The organism is Microtetraspora sp. NBRC 13810, from assembly GCF_030268685.1.
Classification (GTDB): Bacteria; Actinomycetota; Actinomycetes; order Streptosporangiales; family Streptosporangiaceae; genus BSRQ01.
On the sequence record NZ_BSRQ01000031.1, the window covers coordinates 37,558 to 54,622 of the forward strand.

Here is a 17,065-nt window from a genome sequence, read left to right on the forward strand (position 1 = left end):
CTAGGTGCGCGGCAGGATGGGAGCCGTGGTGGAGACTTCGGCCCGGCTGCTCAGACTGCTCTCGTTGCTTCAGGTCCGCCGGGACTGGCCGGGGGCGGAACTGGCCGCGCGGCTGGGCGTGACCCCGCGCACCATCCGCCGCGACGTGGAACGGCTGCGCGGGCTGGGCTATCCGGTGCACGCCAGCGCGGGGGTGACCGGCTACCGGCTCGGCGCCGGGTCGGAGCTGCCGCCGCTGCTGCTCGACGACGAGGAGGCGGTGGCGGTCGCCGTGGGGCTGCGCACCGCCGCCGGCGGCACCGTGACCGGCATCGCGGAGAGTTCGGTGCGGGCGCTGGCCAAGCTGGAGCGGGTGCTGCCGGCCCGGCTGCGGCACCGGGTCCGCGCGCTGGGCTCGATGACCGTCCCGCTGCCCGCCGCCGGGCCCGCCGTACCGCCGGAGACGCTCACCGCGATCGCCGGCGCGTGCCGCGACCACGAGAGCCTGCGCTTCGACTACCGCGCGCACGACGGCGGCCGGAGCACCCGCCTGGTCGAGCCGTACCGCCTGGTGGCCACCGGGCGGCGCTGGTACCTCGTCGCCTACGACCCCGCGAAGCCCGGCTGGCGCACCTTCCGTCTCGACCGGCTGAGCCTGCGGACGCCGAACGGCCCGCGCTTCACCCCGCGCGAGCCGCCCGGCCCGGACCTCGCCGCCTACGTCTCACGCGGCCTGTCCGGCGCCCCCTACCGCTACCGGGGCCGGTTCACCGTGCACGCGCCCGCCGCCGAGGTCGCCGAGCGCATGCCCGCGACGGTGGCCGTGGTCGAACCCCTCGGCGCGGGGACGTGCGCGCTGACCGCCGGCTCCGACTCACTCGACGAACTGGCCCTGTGGGTGGCCCTGCTCGGCGTCCGCTTCGAGGCGCACGAACCGCCCGAACTCGTCGCCCACCTGCGTGCGCTCGCCGGGCGCCTCACGGCCGCGGCGGACGCCGGCTCCTAGCGGCGGTCAGAACCCGGGGAAGACCCGGCGCAGGTCGTCCAGGGTGAGGCCGTCCCCGGTGAGCTCCACCTCGGCCGGGGTGTGCTCGGCGGCGTGCCGGCCGGAGACCAGACGCAGCCACCACTCGGCCGGAGCGGTGAGCACGGCGTCCGGCTCGGCCGGCACCGCTGTTATGGCCACCTTGTCGCGGATATCCAGCCCGAAGGACCGCTCGGGGGACGTGACGTGCACGGCGACGGCCGCCTGCCGCCCGCCGAGCCCCTCCGGTTTGCCGAGGAAGCCGACGAAGGCGTCGCCCTGGGTGAGCAGCAGCCTGACGGCCTCCGGGTCCAGTCGCGCCGCCGGGTCGAAAGCGATCTTGACGTCCCAGGTGTGCTGGGCGAACTCGCTGAGCCGCATACCGCCCAGGGTGGCCACGTCCACCGGCGCGGACGGGAACCACAGCTCGATCCGGAGGTCCTCCCTCGCCCCCCGGTCCAGCTCCTCGAAACGGCGCAACAGGGCGTCGTTGACGGTGACGAAGTCGTCGGCCCGCTGGGTGCGGGACATCCCGTCCCAGCGCGCCCACACCTCCCGGATGTACTCCCCGGCGGGGGCGCCGGTGCCGTTGACCGCCCCGTCGAGCGCGGCCGAGGCGATTTCGGCGCCGCTGCCCAGGTGGCTCAGCACCTGGGACACGTCCCACTCCGAGGCCCCTGACCTGCGGGCGAGGTCGCCGGTGGTGAAGCCGCCCACCAGCTCGGCCAGCTCGTCGAACCCTGAGCGCAGCACCTTGATGGTCTGGTCCGCTCGGTCGGTCATCGTATCTCCTGTCCACCCGACGGCCCGGTTGCCGGCCGTCGCGCCCTGTAACTCATGGGTGATGTCTGCCATGTCGATGGATATCACCGGACAGGCCATACCAGCGAAGGTGATGTGGGTCACATCGGGTCGTACCGCGTCACAACCGGCCGGGCCTACGACCGGCGCGCTCCGGTGGCGAGGCCGAGCAGGAGGCCGTCGGCGAGGACCGCGGGGCTGGAGGTCAGGAACAGCGGGCAGCCGTCGTCCGGCGCGACGACCCGGTGCAGTTCGCCGCCGAAGGGGTCGAGCACCGCGCCGAGCACGTCACCGGCCCGCACCCGGTCGCCGGGGGACACGGCGGGCTGCCACCAGCCCCGGACCGGGGTGCGTAGCCACACCCACCCGCTGTACTCGGTCACCGGCGGGACGGGTCCGGCGTCCCGCGCCGGCAGCATGCCCAGGTGGGCGCACACGTTGCCGAGGCCGCGCAGATGACCGGCGACCGACTCCTCGTCACACAGGCCGTTGGCGCCGATCTCCGCGATGATCGCCGGAATCCCGGCGTCCGCGGCGGCCGTGCTGGTGCTGCCGCCCACCGTGCGCGACGCGCGGCTCTGCCGTACCACGTGCGGGTTCCCGTAGCAGTGCGCGAGGGCCCGCGCCCGTTCCTCGACCGGGGACTCCTCGTACAGGCTGAACGGGGCCAGCGACTCGGGGATGTCGCCGGCGTGCAGGTCGAGCAGGTAGTCGCTCGGCGCGATGAGGTTCGCGAAGATCCCGTGGGCGAGCGCCTCGGTGTAGGAGCCTTCCGGGTCGCCGGGGAAGCACCGGTTGAGGTTCCTGCCGTCCGCGGGGACCACGAAGGCGGTGCGGCTCCAGAACGCGGGCTGGTTGAGGATGGGGACCGCGGTGACGGTGCCGTTGAGCCGCTCGGGATCCAGCAGGCCGATCCACCGCATGATCGCCGCCATCCCGGTGTACTCGGCGCCGTGCACCCCGGCGACGACCGTGAGATGAGGACCGTCGCCGCGCCCCTCGATCCTGGCGTACGGGATCTCGACCGGGTCGCCGGGCAGTTCGTCGAGGATAAGGGTCTTCCTGTCCATGTCATGGCCCCTTCCCGGGTTGCGTGCAGCAGGGCCGGACCCCGGCCACCCGGCCGAGGATAGTCCGCCGTCCGCCCGGCCCACCCGGCGCCCTTTCACCGGGCCGGCACGGCATCCGGCCTGGTGGGAGCAGGAGCGTCACCGCCGCGATCAGGCCGCCGATGGCGACGAACGTCCGGCGCAGGTTCACGGCGACGGCCCTGCCGGTCAGGAAGTTGCCGGCGACCCCGGCGGCGCCGTAGGCGAGGAGGACGGCGCTCGGCCTCGGACGGGGTCGCGGCCGGAGTGCGAGACACCCCGGCCCCGCGTCCCTAGAGCGATCGGGCGAGCCGGAAGCCCAGGTCGTCGATCCGGAGGGTCGGGTGACTCTTCCGGCGGCACGACGCCCGGCACCCCCGGGGCAGATCGTGCGCGCCCCCGCCGCGGAACACCCGGTAGGGGCCGTAGACGCCGGGATCGTAGACGTCCCAGCACCACTCCCACACGTTGCCGATCATGTCGTGGAGGCCCCACGCGTTCGGCGCCCTGGTCCCGACGTCGTGCAGCCGGCCGCCGGAGTTGCCCCGGTACCAGGCGATCTCGTCCAGCTCCCCGTAACGGACGCCCGGCGTCCCGGCCCGGCAGGCGTACTCCCACTCGGCCTCGGAGGGCAGCCGATGACCACCGGCCGCCCAGTCGCAGACCACGTCCTGACCGTCGGGATCGTCGCCGATCGTGTAGCACGGTTCGAGCCCCGTCGCCCGCGAGAGCAGGTTGCAGAACCGGACGGCGTCCAGCCAGGAGACCTCGGTCACCGGCGTCCGCGGCCCCGCCGGGCTCGCGGGCGCCTCGCCCAGGACGTCGCGGTACAGCTCGCGGGTCACCGGGTACCGCGCCAGCCGGAAGGCCCCGACCTCGATTCGCCACTCCGTCCTGGTGCCCTCGTCCCGCAGGACGATCTCCCCGGCCTCGATCACGCGTTCCGGCGCCGGCTCACGACTCATCGCGGCGTCTTCCCCGTGCCGGGAAACGTCCCCATGACGACCAGCAGCTATTTCTAGAAAGCGTTTCAGACATAGTCGTCCGCCCTTTTATGAAAAAGAAAGAAAACAGCCGACGTCACTCAGGTACGTCGAGGAGAAACCGCCGGTGAAGCGGCGTGACGATGCGTCAGACGCGACAACAGAAGAAGGCCGCCGGGTCACAGGCGAAGCGGCCCATCACGGTCGCCACCTGCCTGTTCATCATCCGGCTCCAGCCTGCTTCGTCGTCGGGCGGCGGAATATTCACACCCGGTCGTCATTTTCCGGATGACGGTAGCAGCGGATATCCGCCTCGTCAATCGAGCGTGACAACCACAAGCCGGGCCCTCGGAAACACGACAGCCCCCGCTTTCGCGAGGGCTGTCGCCGTTAGTGCCGTTCCGAGTACCGGAGCCGTCAGGTCCGATCGGGGGCGCGCAGGTAGGCGAAGGCGAAGTGGGCGTCGGCGAGCCGTCGTGCGGCGTCGTAGCAGTGCACGATGATGCGCAGTTTCCCCGGAGCGCCGTAGGAGTTCCACGACAGCGCCCGGCACGAACGTACCTGCGGGCCCACGGCGGTGACGTCGACCAGGTCGGCGGGGTAGGTGTACGGGTTGCCGATGGCCTGGTAGTTGATGTCGTACACGCCGGGCGCGGTGCGTGCGATGGTCGGCACCTCGCCGGTGCTGCTCCACGAGCGGAGCGAGTCGATCGCCGGCGCCGACGGCTCGCCCTCCGTACTCGCGTACGCCGCGGGCACGGAGGGGTCGTGGTGCGCGCCGACGCCTTCGGTGTAGGTCAGCAGCCACGGCGTGCTCCGCGGCTGGAAGGCGGCGTCGACGCACTCCACGCCGATGCGCAGCTCCGCGCCGGCGTCCTCGACGCTCGCCGCACGGCACCGCGCGCGCACGTCGTTGAGCGCGGTGACCCGTGGGTATCCGGTGGCGTCGAAGACCGCGCCCACGGCGGTCACCTCGTAACGGCCCTCACCGGTCCGGCGCACCGACACCGGCCCGGTGGTGGAGTTGTAGGTGTCCTCGTTCACCAGCGGCACCGCGTTGCCGAACCCGCCGACGGTCTCGTAGCGGATCTGGAGCTGCGGACGCGGGCCGGCGCTCGGCCCGCTGGTCCAGACGGCGAACGGCAGGTTCTTCGGCGTTCCCGCGCCGTCGAAACAGGCCACGTCGAGTCGCCTGTCGGCGCCGCTCCCGGTCACGGCTCTGAGCTGGCACCAGGCCGCGTCGGTGTAGCCCCACGACACGCCCGCGCCCGCGTGCGCGACACCGGGGACGGACCCCAGGCCGGGCATCGTCACGGTGTACCGGCCGGTCGCCGTGCGGACCATGGTGGCGTGCCTGGCCGCCTGCTGCGGATCGCGCCGCCAGGTGCCCCACTGCCAGTTCGGCTCCAGGGTCACCTCCTCGCCGACCGGCGCGTCGTACTGCAGGGCGCGCGTGGAGGCGTACCCCCAGCTCGTCGCCGGCGGCGCGACGACCCGGACGACGACGTCGCAACGGGAGGTGTGCCGCGGGTCGGCGAGCCAGGTGGCCTCCGGCCACAGGCGGTAGGAGCCGGATGCGGCGTCCGCCGGGGTGGTGACGAGCAGCCGGCCCGACGTGGTCTCCTTGGCGCCGAGGTCGGCCGTCGTCCCGCTCCACGACCAGCCGGGGCCCGGCTCTTCCGCCAGGCCCAGGCCGATCGCGCCCGCCTCCTCGGCGGTGTTCTGCACGGGGAGCCTGAGGGCGACGGTCTGCCCGGCGATGACCTGCACCTCGCGCCGCCGGCTCTCGGTGTAGCGGTCGAAGCAGTCCACGGCGGCGCCCGGACCGGGCACGTCGAAGTAGGCCGTCGTCGTCGGCCCGGCCTCGTAGACCATGCGCACCGCGACGCCGCCGGGCGTGCCGTCGCGCCACGGGCCGGTCATCTCCCGCTGCGGCGTCTGCGGGTCGCTCGCGTCCCAGGCGTGGTCGGTGCACGCGTAGTCCGGGCAGGGCCCCTGGAGCCTGATCGGGTAGGCGTCTGGGGCGTCGTTGTAGTACTGGCTCTCGTCGATGCGCCACACGGCCAGGCCGTTGTCCCGCACGTCCACGTCGTAGGTGCCGGGGCGGCCCCACCGGTTCTCGACCAGAAGATAGTCGTCGGTGCCGCGGTCCGGGTCGTAGAGCAGGAACGCGGTGTCGCTGGTGTCCCAGGCGGGGACGCTGTAGTAGCCGTCCCGCGTCACGACCGTCGGTTTCGCCCAGCCCAGGTGCATCTTGTGCCAGGAGTTGAGCTCCACGTACCACTCCGCGCCGGAGGCGGTCCCTCCCATGAGGTCGAAGCCGGTGATGGGGTATCCGTGGAAGTCGCGGCCCACGCCGAAGGCGGCGTGCATGACCTCGTGGGCGAGGGTGATCTGGTTGAGCGCGCTCTGCGCCCAGATGTTGGGCCGCCAGTCCAGGTCGATCCCGTCGAGCGCGGGCCCGGGGAAGACACCGCGGGTCGCGCCGTTTCCTCCGATGCTGTCGCCGGTGTCGAACGGCACCGGCTGCAGGACGGCGATCACCACCTCGTCCTGGCCGAGCCTGTGATCGCCGTTGCGGTCGAAGACGGAGTAGTCCACCAGGGGGTCGGCCACGTTCACGCCGTGCCGCATCTTCTGCTCGTCGGTGAGCGCGTCCCACTGCGCGTTCGTGATCCCGTAGTCGACGGTGACGACGCCGTCGTCGTGGACACCGGAGCGCTCGCGGGCGCGGCTGAAATCCACCCGGCCGTCGGAGCTCTGCACGAAGTAGTCGCGCACGCTCGGGTAGCCCCCGAAGAACCGCCGCCCGAGCCAGGCGTCGTCCTTGGCCGCGGGCCAGGGCAGGTCGGTGAACCCGCCGCGGATGATCAGGATGGGCCGGCTGGTGGCCGCGTTGACCGGCTGGTACCCCGAATAGTGCGGCGCGTTCGGATGGGCGAAGTCCGGCAGCGGATCGGGGTAGTCCATCGCTGCGGTCAGAGTCACGATCAGTGTCATGACCACCGCCGTGACGAGCTTTCCGGCGAGCGTGTACGGCATGCCTACTCCTCCGAGGTCAAACGCCAGACGATGTAGGAGATCCTGAGCGGGGCGTCGCCGGTCGGGATGGCGGAGAACCGGATCGCGACCAGGTTGCCCTCGGCGGTACGGGCGCAGGCCCAGGAGCCGGGCGTCAGCCTGCCGACCTCCACCTGGTCGTAGTCCCGGGCGGCCAGCTCCCGCGCGCAGCCGGCGGAGTCCGGGCGCGCCTCGACGGTGGTGATCGGGTATTCGCCCCCGCCCGCCGTCCACAGCGAGCGGTACGGGCTGACGTACCACAGGTCGCTGGCGGCCGGGTCGATCGTGCCGATGCGGCCGGTCTCGACGTCGAGGTAGTCCTGGTCGCGCAACGACGCCTCGGCCTCGCGGATCACTCCCCCGGCCGGCGGTGAAGCCGTGGGCCGGGGGACGGTGGTCGGCGCGCCCGCGGTCGGGGCCGACGGGGTCGGGGTCGGGGTCGGGGGCGGCGTGGTGGAGGCGGCCGGGGTCGCAGTGGAGGCGGCCGGGGTGCCCTCGGCGCCCGCGTCCACGCGATACTGCTGGATCATCGCGCCGGTCAGCCCGGCGCCGACGGCGATCAGCGCGACCATCACCATGGCCCGCAGCTGGACGGGCCGCCCGTAGAGCTGGATCAGCCCGAGCGTCCCGGCCAGCACCGACAGCAGACCGGCGACCAGGACCCCGTGCCGTGACTCCGTGGTGACCAGTTGCGCGATCGCCGCCACGTCGGCGACCGAGCCGAGTCCCGCCAGCGCGGTGGCCCGGCGGACGGCGCCGCGGCCTGATTCGTCGTCCTGCTCCGATGGAGCGCGCGACTGCGTCTCCGTGTTCACCCGCCGACCTCCGTATGCCGTAATTCCGTCCCCCGTTCACGGCGGACCATAGCGTCCCAGGAGGTCAGCGGAATCCGATATACGAAGAAGTTCGTAGTGCATTTCCGGCGCCATTCATGATTCGCTCGTGAGCCGGTGTGTCGATCATGCACAATGTGGTCATGACGGCCCTGTCGGGACACGACGCCAGACGCATTCACGACCTCGCGAAGGCGATCCTCACCGAGCGCGAGCCGGTGCGCGTGTGGCCGCTGCTCATGGAGAGGCTGACCGCCGATCTGCCCGTGGATCTGGCCGTGCTCATCGATCTGGACTGGCGGGCCGGCACCGGTCACGCCCAGACCGGTTCACCGGACTGGTTGCACGAGGCGCCGCTGGACGCCCTGATCCACGCCCACATGCGCACGCACCCGCTGCTGCGTCACTACGCGCACACCGGCGACCGTACCCCGCTGACCCTGGACGAGATCGCCGACGACCGGTGGTGGAAGAGCGAGGCGTATCACGCGGGCAAGGCGGCCATCGGGATCGACCGTCAGCTTGCGCTGCCGCTGAACTCCCGCCCCGGACAGATCCGTGGCGTCATCATGAGCCGCAGCGATCGCGGTTTCACCGATCGGGACCTCGAATACGCCGACCTGGCCCGTTCCCTTCTTGACACGGTGGCCGCGCACGAAAAGGCCGTATTCAGCATCCCGGAACTCGGCGATCCGACCGAATACCGAATCACCTCTCGCGAAATGGCGGTCCTGGTCCTCCTGGACGAAGGGCTGACCGCCCATGCCATCGGCAGCAGACTCCAGATCGCGGAAAGAACCGTGATCAAGCACAAGGAGAATCTCTACCGCAAACTCCGCGTACACGATCGCGTCACGGCGCTCAGAAAGGCACGCGGCCTCGGCCTGCTCCCCCCGGAGCCGACCGCTGCCGCGCCCCGGGCCGGGCGCACCGACACTTAGCGGCGTTCGACAAGATCGGCGTGCCGGCGAGGCCCGCGGCCGGCAGGGCGCCGCCCGGTCGCGCACTCCCGTGGATCTGGAGTCCCCGCCCTGGCCGCGCCCTGAGTCCCCCGGCGGTCCGGATCGGGTCACCGCGGAGGACGGTCGCCGGACGCCGCTGCCGTCTCCGGGCCGCTCAGGCGGGGGTGACGGTGTAGTCGGTGGCGCCGCGGAAGACGTCGGCGTTACGTCGGGCGAACTCCGCGAAGGTGGTCGGCTCGATGCCGAAGTGCTCGTGGCTGGCCAGGTCGACGGTCGAGCGGCCCAGCCGGCTCCGCTCCCGGAAGAGCTGCGCGAACGCGCTCGCGCGTGGCGGCGGGTACCCGGCCGCCAGCCAGTCCCGCTGCTTTTCCTCGGAGGTCACGTCGCGGTAGCGGACCGGGCGGCCGACGGCGTCGGAGATGTGGCCGGCGATGTCGGTCATGGTGAGGGCCTCGGGGCCGGTCATCGGGTACGTCCTGCCTTCGTGGCCGGGGGTGGTGAGCACGGCGTAGGCGATTCTGGCGATGTCCTCGATGTCGATCGGGGCGAGCGTCGTGTCACCGAGCGGCAGGCGCAGCTCGCCGGAGGCGACGATGTCCGGCACCTCCTCGAAGTACACCTGCATGAACTGGCTCGGCCGGAGCACGGTCCACGGCACGCCGGAGGCGACCAGGTACCGCTGGATCTGCTCGTGACTCCGGCTGGAACGGAACCTCTCGTTGTCGAACCCGTCGATCGAATCCTTGCCGGAGAACTTCACGATGTGGCCGACGCCGGCCCTGATCGCGGCGTCGATGAACGTGCACTGGGTCTCCAGCATCAGCGGGCCGGCACTGGAGATCATCAGCACCCGGTCCACCCCGGCCAGCGCGGACTCCAGCGTCTCGGGCCAGAGCATGTCGCCGTACGCGACCTCGACGCCCGGCAGTGCCCGCAGATCGCCCGCCTTCTCCGGGTCCCGCACGAGTGCGCGAACCGGCGTGCCCTGCCGGGCGAACTCGCGGACGGCGGCCGATCCGGGACGTCCGTTCGCCCCTGTGATGAGGATCATTGCTCCTTCTTCCTGTTGGGGAACGATTGGAGATTACATAAAAGTACCTCCTAGTATAACTTCGATACCAAGCACATCAGTATCGGAACCGGCCATCGGATAGACTCGCCGGGTGTCAAGCACGCGAACCTACGGCGACGCCTGCGCCGCCGCCCACGCCCTCGACCTGGTCGGCGAGCGGTGGGCCCTGCTGGTCGTACGCGAGCTGCTTCTCGGTCCCAAGCGCTTCAGCGACCTGCGCAGCGGGCTGCCGAACGCCGGGCCGAACCGCGTGTCACAGCGGCTGCGCGAGCTCGAACAGTCCGGCATCGTGCGTCGCCGCAAGCTCGGCCCGCCCGCCCGGTCCTGGGTGTACGAGCTGACCGACTGGGGACGGCAGCTCGAACCGGTCCTCGTCCACCTCGGCCGCTGGGGCCGGCTCTCACCGTTTCGTGATCTCGACGCGGACATCAGCGTCGACGCCCTCATGCTGGCGCTTCGCGGGGACTTCGTCTCCGAGGCGGGCGGCGGCCTGTCCGCGACCTACGCGCTGATCTTCGGCGACGACCGCGTCACCGTGCGCATCGCCGACGGCACCATCGACATCACCCGCGGCGAACCCGACGCACCCGACGCGACCGTCACCACCGACACCACAACCTTCGCCGCCGTACTGACCCGAAGGCGCCCCCTGGAAGAAGCCGTAGACGCCGGAGACGTCACCGTGTCCGGCGACGTGAGCACGGTCGAGCGTCTGATCGGCTCCTTCCCCCGCCCGGAAACGGCCGAGACGCCGTCGGCCTGACCGGGCGCCGTCACTCCCTGGTGAACACCGCCCGGCGTGGGCCTTACTCGACGCAGTCTTCCCGGGCACCCTGTCTGGGCACGGGGCAGTGCGCGGGAATCTCCGGAGGGGTGTCCGTCCAGGTGGCCCGCTGGTAGACGAGGGCGTGATAGACGGTGCCGGCGGGTAGCCCGGCAAGCCCCTCGTCACCGGAGTCCTTCGACCACGGCTTGACGACGACGTGCTGGAGCGAGAGCACCTGGCCGGTGGACTCGTCCACGATGAGCTGCTGCTCGCTCTGTCCGTCACCCTGTGGCCGAGCCCATCCGACGCCGACCCCGAGGCGCCCCCCGGCGTCGCGGACCTGCCCGAGGGCTCGGGTGCCGGGCAGGTCGGCCACCATCCGGTACAGCGCGGCGCGGGTGCCGCCTGATATGGGCGCCGTCTGCAGCAGTTCCAGCGACAGGGTGAGGAGCCAGGAGTCCTTCGTCGGCAGGGACGCCCCTGCCGGCGGTGCGGGCCATCCGGCCATGCCGGCCTCGTACGCCGACCAGAACGACAGCAGACGCTCCTTCAGCACGGCCGGGTCCCGAGGCAGGTCGAGAAGTTCACCCGCCGAGAGGGTGAGCCCCTGATCATGGTAGGGCCACGTGCCGGGCATGAAAATGAACCTGGTGCGCCCGAGCGGCGCCGTGTCGTTCTCGCAGTCGGTGTCGTCGCCGCAGAGCTCGGGCGCTCCCGCGCGCCGCCATGCCTCCTGGTCGGACGGGGAGGTGGGCACGGTGGGCAGGCCGCGCTCGGTCAGCACCACGTACGGGCCGGGGTCGCGCGGAGCCCATCGGCTCGTCTCGATCCGGGTCCTGATCCGGTACCGACCGTCCGGCGGCCCGATGACCTGCTCCTGCAGGATGAGCCCCTCGGTGTGCCAGTAGTCCCCGGGAGCCTGCCGCGTCTCGGCCGCCCGGTCCGCCGCCCCATCAAGCGTGTGCCCGGTGGACGCGACCATCGAGGGGGTGGCGGTGCCGGCGTACATCAGCCGCGGAATCGCCACCGCACCGATGACCGATACCGTCGCCAGCGACGCGGCGACCACCACCCATCTGGCTCGTCGCGCTCTCACGGGGGCGGGCAGCTCTTCGGCCCTCAGGGGGGAAGTCCCGGCGAGGTCGAGATCGGCGGGACGGGCGGCCGCCAGGATGTCCAGTACGTTCTTGCGCTTCACTGCTCCCCCTCCGGGACGAACGCGTGCCGCCGACGAGGCGAAGGCAGGTCGTTCATGACCGCCTCCAGCCGCCGCCGGGCCCTGTGCAGCCGCACGAAAAAGGCCGAGCGTGAGCTCCCGACCACCTTGGCCGCCTCCGCGGAGGTCAGCCCGTGCCACGCGACCAGCGTCAGCACCTCCTTGTCCCCGTCACTCAACATGGCCAGAGCCCTCAGCACCGCGGCCCGCTCGGCCACCTCATCCGCCGGGTCCGGTTGAACCTGGTCAGCCCACGACCGCAACGCCTCGTTCAACGCCGCCCGCCGAAGCTCACCGCGATGCAGGTCGCGGATCACGTTGTGTGCGACACCCAGCAGCCACGGCAACCGCGCCTTCGCGGGAATGTCACCCCGCCGCCGCCAGGCCACCGTGAACGTCTCACTGACCACCTCCTCGGCCAGCTGGCGACCACACCGGCTCACCGCGTACGCGTACACCCGAGGCCGGTACGCGTCGACTGTCGCGGCGAACTCCTCATCGTTCAGCACACAAGCTCCTTCGACGACTCTCAACGGGTAATGGCCGAAGCAGAGGAGGTCTTACGCCAGTGAGCCGGTTTCTCTAATCGGTCACTCTCGCAGCGCGTTCGGTTCGAGTCGATCGAGGACCTGATCCACCATGGCCACGGTCGTGTCATCGCCGATCCCGCCGAGGAGCCGCTGGATGCGCAAGCCTTCGATGAGGCAGAGCAGTTCCCGGGCGTCGCCGTCGGGGTTCGCCACGCCGGCCCGTCGGAACTGATCGGCCACCGAGGTGTGCAACAGCGCGTACTGCGGACGGAAGAGCACCGCGAGATCCGGGTCCGCCGCGGCGCGGATCGTGAAGGCCGCGGCCACCCTCGCCTCGACGGCACGCTCCTCGTCCAGCGGAAGCAGTTCCATCGCGATCGCGCGCAGCACCCGGTTGGGCGGCGCAGAACCCTACAGGTGACCAAAGGCCAACTTCTGCCAACAAAGCGGCCTTTGACATAGATGAATATTTGGCGAAGCCTCTAAATTACACCAAGGGCGCACTCTAGAATGTGAGTACTGCATGGCTGTAGCGAAACTCTACGCTCGCTCCCCGCCGCGACGGTTTTCGTGCTCAAGCCACTCTTTCCCTTCCGCGGCGATTCCCTCCAAAACGTGCAGGGTGTAGTGAAGACCCGAAGCGTCCAGCGTCACCTCGGATACCGCTCCGGGGGTCTCGCCCTCCTGGAGCACTTCCGTTCCCGGGTCCATCACCTGAACGCTGATCTTCTGTCCATCCACGATAGCGAGCTCGAAAATGCTTTCGCCGTCATCTCCCTGCCTCACCCGTACGGCTGCGATCATGTCGAAGCGGTAGTTGCTCCGCTCCCGCACACGGAACGCGCCTTCGTCGAAATTGAGGTCGACGGTGAGCTGGCGCACACCGTCCGCAGTGAGAAGGAAAGCCAGGAGCCGATACTTCCTGTAGCGCCAAGGACCGCCCGTCACCCGTGCACGCCTGGTGGAGGGGGCAGGCGCTTCGATGAAGGCGTGCGCGATGACGTTGCTCATTGTCAGCCTGTAGTGCTTGAGCACCTCGTCCAGCACCAATTTCCGCTCGCAGTCCAGCCAGACAGCCATCTCCCGGTCTTTGGGCTTGTCCGCTAACTTCGCCCGCCATTGCCCCAGGGCTTCCCGGTCCCCGTCTAATGTCTGCATGCTCTCGCGCTTGTCGGCGGCGAACCGTCGTCGCTCCAATAAAACGCCCAGCACAGCGCGGACACCAAGCCATCCACTCGCCAGCCCGAGAACCGTCGAAAAGAAGGCGCCCAGAGGAGCGACGAGCAGCGCCTCACTCACCGCCCAGGTCCCGCCAGCTACAGAAGCAGCAAGCCCGAGGACCGTCCCAGCTTTGGTGGACAAGGGCGTGGCAAGCTCCCCACGGTAACTCCACAGCGTGCCGGCCTGCCAGCGACGTCGGACAACGCCAACCCGGTGCCGGATCAGCCAGTCGATCTTCTCTACCCCGACCCGCTTCTCCCTGTAGATCTCGACCAGTTCGTCGCGTAGGCTCCTGCGGATCCCTGCTGTGCTAGCCAGCCAAAGCTCACGGTCCACACCAGAGGGAACATATACGGCAAAGTAGTGATCAACACGATGATCCACTCTTTTGGCGAACCCCTCGGGCTGCCCGTCGCTCCTGCTGGCCGAAGGCGGCCCGTACTCCATGTCTTTCGCACGGCGCCGTAGTACGCGGAAGCGCCACTCCACCCCCTTTCGCACGCCGTAGTACCCGCCGACGATGCTCGACAAGTAGGCCAGAAGGGCAATCACCCTGCCACCCTGGACCAGCATGTAACCGAGATGGACCGTCGCCGCAAGGAAGACAGCCGTCGCCATTACGATTCGGACATAAACGCCGAGAGGAGTATTCGGCTGTTGCACTACCTGTTCCCGCAGCCCCAACGGAGCGGGCTCGAAGAACTTCCAGAGCCGGTTCGCCCGGTCGCCAGCCATTTGCTCTCGCTTGGCCTGCGACAGGGCACGGTGCCACATCTGTTCGGCGATCGGGCCATCCAGGAACTGTTCCAGATGTCGCAAGATCATGGCACGCTGGGGCTCGCCGAGCTCATCCAGTTCCTTCAACAGGACACGAGTATCCGCTTCCTTCCTTCCCGCCGAGTCGAGCAGACGGCGAATGGTCCGCACGCCCTCCGCCCACTCATCGTCGCCTGTGAGGCGGAACAGATTCCGCTCGTTCCGCAGCATTGCCGCCTCTTCCTTGGACAGCCCATACCGCGTTCTCCCGCTCACCAGGGCGAGCAGCCAGTGGAAACAGACCTTGTTGGTCCGGTAGCCGCCTGCAACGGCATCTTGAATGAGCTGCCAGGCTCGCCCCGGCATACCACCGTCGAGGAAATGAACGCCTGCCTGAAACTTCCTCTCAGGCGGGCTATCCGCGTAGGTCATATACTGGTTGACATCACCATGCACGACGCCGGCTTGCACGAGGACGTGCGCGGAATCTTCAGCAACGTTCGTCGGTGTGGCCCCTGGTTCTGTCACGACAGGCCCTGGGCCAGGGCAATCACGATCGACAGGTTCGCCGCCAGTTCGGCCACGTCAGCGATGAGCCCACGCACCTTCTTGAGCGCCAGGGTAAGCGTGCTTCGGCTTTGCGGCGTGTCCGACTGGAGCGCCTCCTCGGCCACAGCGAGTTCCGCCTCTGCCGCCGAGTAGGTGTCCTCGTCCAGCCTCCCGGCCGCCCGCGCCCGCTGCATTCGGGCGCGAAAACCGGCGAGCGCCTCCGCCAGGTCGACGGGCTGGCCCGGCCCGGAGGTGCTGCGGATGCCGCCGTAGACAGTGCCGGCCTGCACACCCACTCGGGCGTTGTCCTTCGCGACATTGTGCGTCGTCTCGTGCATGCGCGAACTCCCCATCGGTTCCGTGGCCATAGGTTCACCGTGCTGTTCATCGGTAGCCAGCCCTTCGGCCAGAGCTGCGGCGAACGCCGCCGCATTGGCCACCGCTCGCGGCTGCCATGCCTCTCGATCCGTGACTTCCTTACTGCCGTCTGCGCGGTCACTGATTCCCCGCACCACGACCACCGGAAGTGCCCGGTTCAGCTGCCCGGCCTGCGCCACACCGGCACCTTCCATTTCGATGGCCACCGCGTCGTTGTAGTGCTCTCGGATCCAGCGAGCGTGCGCGGAAACCCGAGAATTCAGGACCACCTCGCCAGCGGCAATCGGCCCGAAGTGGACTTCGGGAACAGGGCGGTCAGCAGGGAGATCACGTATCCAGGAGCGGCTACGGCTGATGTGCCGGGCGATCTGATCGGCGACGTGCGAGGTCTCCCAGACCCGGGGCCGTCCCATGAACCCGTCGTCCTGACTCGTACCTCCGTGGAACGCGTAGACATGCGTGGCCATCACCACATCCCCCAAGGCGATGTGAGAATGCAAGGCGCCGGCCACACCGACGAAGAGCAGTGCGGCAGGCTTGAACACTGCGATGGCGCGTTCGGCCAGCACCGCCGCGGAGTGATTACCTTTGCCGACGTGGGCCAGAGCCACTCGGGCTCGGCCGTCCACGAGACGACCGACCTCGAAACGAGTGCCCTGAGGATGCCGGCGCAGTCGCGGAGCGGCCAGCTTCTCCCGGATCGCCTGGTACTCCAGGTCCAGCGCCGTGAGGATGACGATCGGTGTGTTGCTCACTTCACTGCTCCTTCTGGCTGGGCGGTTCGGAGGGCCGGACCATCGGCGGGTACAGAAGCTCACGAGGGCCGGCCTGGAACAGCCGGGCCGGTCGTCCAGTAGCGGCCTTCCGCACCGAACCGACCCCCACGATGAACCCTTCGGTCTTCTGGACCTTGCGGTAGAAGTTCCTGGGATCCAGCGGGATCCCCCATACCGCCTCGTACACCTCCTGCAAGTCCGTGATCGTGAAGATCGGCCCGCAGAAGGCCGTGGCGAGGGCGGTGTGCTCCAGCTTGACGCGGGCACGCTCGACGCCGTCCGTGACAATCCGCCGATGGTCGAAGGCGAGGTCCAGGTCTCCAGACAGCACCCGCTCGGCCGACTGCCATCTGGCGCTGGCCGCGTCCGTTCCGGCGATCGGCTCTGGCAGCCGTGGCGCGATCGCGAGGTAGGCCACGGACACCACCCGCCCGCGCGGGTCACGACCGGGAGCGCCGTACACCCCCAAGTGCTCCAGTCGTAACGCCTTCACGTCCAACTCAGTCTCCTCGGACAGCTCACGGTTGGCCGCGGCGGTGAGGTCCTCCTCGGAATGCTGCAAGAAGCCGCCAGGCAGCGCCATGGCGCCCTTGTAAGGCTCGATGCCGCGCTCGACGAGCAGAACGTGCAGCTTCAACTCACGCAACGTCAAGATCACCAGATCGACCGCGAGCAAGATACGCGGCGGTTCCCATCCGTCATCGGTCATGCATGGGAGCCTAGCTTTTTGTCGTACTGACAAAAAAGGCAGCATGCTGTCACTTTTGGACGCACGTCCTGGCACCTGGCGCTACAGCGACAAGGCAGACGCGTCGACTTCGGCGCTTGGCCGTCGGAGCCCCGAACTCGGACCTCGCCGGGACACAGCCAAACCATCTGTGGAGTGTCAACCAGCCCCAGGATGGGAGGTGCACAGGTCGCACGAGAAGCAAGGCTGGAAGCTCGTAGCCGTATTTCGCTGCTGTATGGGCACGAAAAGGCCACTTCCGATGATCGGAAGCGGCCTTACCCTGGGTGGGGTGTTCACGAGTGAGTGTGAGCTGGGGTGGGTCGGAGCCCTGGTCTTGGGAT

15 protein-coding genes are annotated in these 17,065 nt (G+C 69.6%); 3 read left to right on the forward strand and 12 right to left on the reverse strand.

Annotated features, from left to right (window positions below):
• Positions 1–25: 25 nt before the first annotated feature.
• On the forward strand, positions 26–985 hold the full coding sequence (locus QSK26_RS38915; RefSeq protein ID WP_285780378.1) for a helix-turn-helix transcriptional regulator: 960 nt from the start codon (positions 26–28) through the stop codon (positions 983–985).
• A 6-nt stretch (positions 986–991) separates the two neighbouring features.
• Here QSK26_RS38915 and QSK26_RS38920 read toward each other — a convergent pair whose 3' ends face one another.
• The 5 genes from QSK26_RS38920 to QSK26_RS38940 all read right to left on the reverse strand — a co-directional run bounded on the left by QSK26_RS38920 (position 992) and on the right by QSK26_RS38940 (position 7,750).
• Positions 992–1,786 (reverse strand): maleylpyruvate isomerase family mycothiol-dependent enzyme, encoded by a 795-nt coding sequence (locus QSK26_RS38920; RefSeq protein WP_285780379.1) that lies wholly within the window; start codon positions 1,784–1,786, stop codon positions 992–994.
• A 155-nt stretch (positions 1,787–1,941) separates the two neighbouring features.
• Positions 1,942–2,874 (reverse strand): succinylglutamate desuccinylase/aspartoacylase family protein, encoded by a 933-nt coding sequence (locus tag QSK26_RS38925; RefSeq protein ID WP_285780380.1) that lies wholly within the window; start codon positions 2,872–2,874, stop codon positions 1,942–1,944.
• A 311-nt stretch (positions 2,875–3,185) separates the two neighbouring features.
• A complete protein-coding gene (locus QSK26_RS38930; RefSeq protein WP_285780381.1) occupies positions 3,186–3,857 on the reverse strand; it encodes a formylglycine-generating enzyme family protein in 672 nt (223 codons plus the stop codon).
• Positions 3,858–4,292: 435 nt separating this feature from the next.
• The gene (locus QSK26_RS38935; protein ID WP_285780382.1) at positions 4,293–6,917 is read right to left on the reverse strand and encodes a hypothetical protein; all 2,625 of its coding nucleotides are present in this window, start codon (positions 6,915–6,917) and stop codon (positions 4,293–4,295) included.
• A gap of 2 nt (positions 6,918–6,919) precedes the next feature.
• Positions 6,920–7,750, reverse strand: a complete 831-nt coding sequence (locus QSK26_RS38940; protein WP_285780383.1) for a hypothetical protein — start codon at positions 7,748–7,750, stop codon at positions 6,920–6,922.
• 146 nt (positions 7,751–7,896) lie between these two features.
• Between QSK26_RS38940 and QSK26_RS38945 the strand changes: the two genes are divergently transcribed.
• On the forward strand, positions 7,897–8,709 hold the full coding sequence (locus tag QSK26_RS38945; protein ID WP_285780414.1) for a helix-turn-helix transcriptional regulator: 813 nt from the start codon (positions 7,897–7,899) through the stop codon (positions 8,707–8,709).
• Between the two features lie 175 nt (positions 8,710–8,884).
• On the opposite strand, the gene QSK26_RS38950 is transcribed toward QSK26_RS38945, so the two are convergent.
• Positions 8,885–9,781: an SDR family oxidoreductase gene (locus QSK26_RS38950; protein ID WP_285780384.1), complete on the reverse strand. Its 897-nt coding sequence runs from the start codon at positions 9,779–9,781 to the stop codon at positions 8,885–8,887.
• 112 nt (positions 9,782–9,893) lie between these two features.
• On the opposite strand from QSK26_RS38950, the gene QSK26_RS38955 reads away from it, so the two are divergent.
• On the forward strand, positions 9,894–10,565 hold the full coding sequence (locus QSK26_RS38955) for a winged helix-turn-helix transcriptional regulator (protein ID WP_285780385.1): 672 nt from the start codon (positions 9,894–9,896) through the stop codon (positions 10,563–10,565).
• A 43-nt stretch (positions 10,566–10,608) separates the two neighbouring features.
• Here the strand turns inward: QSK26_RS38955 and QSK26_RS38960 are convergent, their stop codons facing one another.
• The 6 genes from QSK26_RS38960 to QSK26_RS38985 form a co-directional block, all read right to left on the reverse strand.
• Positions 10,609–11,766, reverse strand: coding sequence for a CU044_5270 family protein (locus QSK26_RS38960; RefSeq protein WP_285780386.1), 1,158 nt, complete (start codon positions 11,764–11,766; stop codon positions 10,609–10,611).
• Positions 11,763–12,293 (reverse strand): RNA polymerase sigma factor, encoded by a 531-nt coding sequence (locus QSK26_RS38965; protein ID WP_285780387.1) that lies wholly within the window; start codon positions 12,291–12,293, stop codon positions 11,763–11,765. Before QSK26_RS38965 ends, QSK26_RS38960 begins: the two co-directional genes overlap by 4 nt.
• 81 nt (positions 12,294–12,374) lie before the next feature.
• Positions 12,375–12,704: a TetR family transcriptional regulator C-terminal domain-containing protein gene (locus tag QSK26_RS38970; RefSeq protein WP_285780388.1), complete on the reverse strand. Its 330-nt coding sequence runs from the start codon at positions 12,702–12,704 to the stop codon at positions 12,375–12,377.
• Between the two features lie 150 nt (positions 12,705–12,854).
• Positions 12,855–14,819, reverse strand: a complete 1,965-nt coding sequence (locus QSK26_RS38975; RefSeq protein ID WP_285780389.1) for a hypothetical protein — start codon at positions 14,817–14,819, stop codon at positions 12,855–12,857.
• Positions 14,816–15,973, reverse strand: a complete 1,158-nt coding sequence (locus QSK26_RS38980) for a 5'-methylthioadenosine/S-adenosylhomocysteine nucleosidase family protein (protein WP_285780390.1) — start codon at positions 15,971–15,973, stop codon at positions 14,816–14,818. The genes QSK26_RS38975 and QSK26_RS38980 overlap by 4 nt, the downstream gene beginning before the upstream one ends.
• Position 15,974: 1 nt before the next feature.
• Positions 15,975–16,703: an NUDIX hydrolase gene (locus QSK26_RS38985; protein WP_285780391.1), complete on the reverse strand. Its 729-nt coding sequence runs from the start codon at positions 16,701–16,703 to the stop codon at positions 15,975–15,977.
• Positions 16,704–17,065 lie beyond the last annotated feature (362 nt).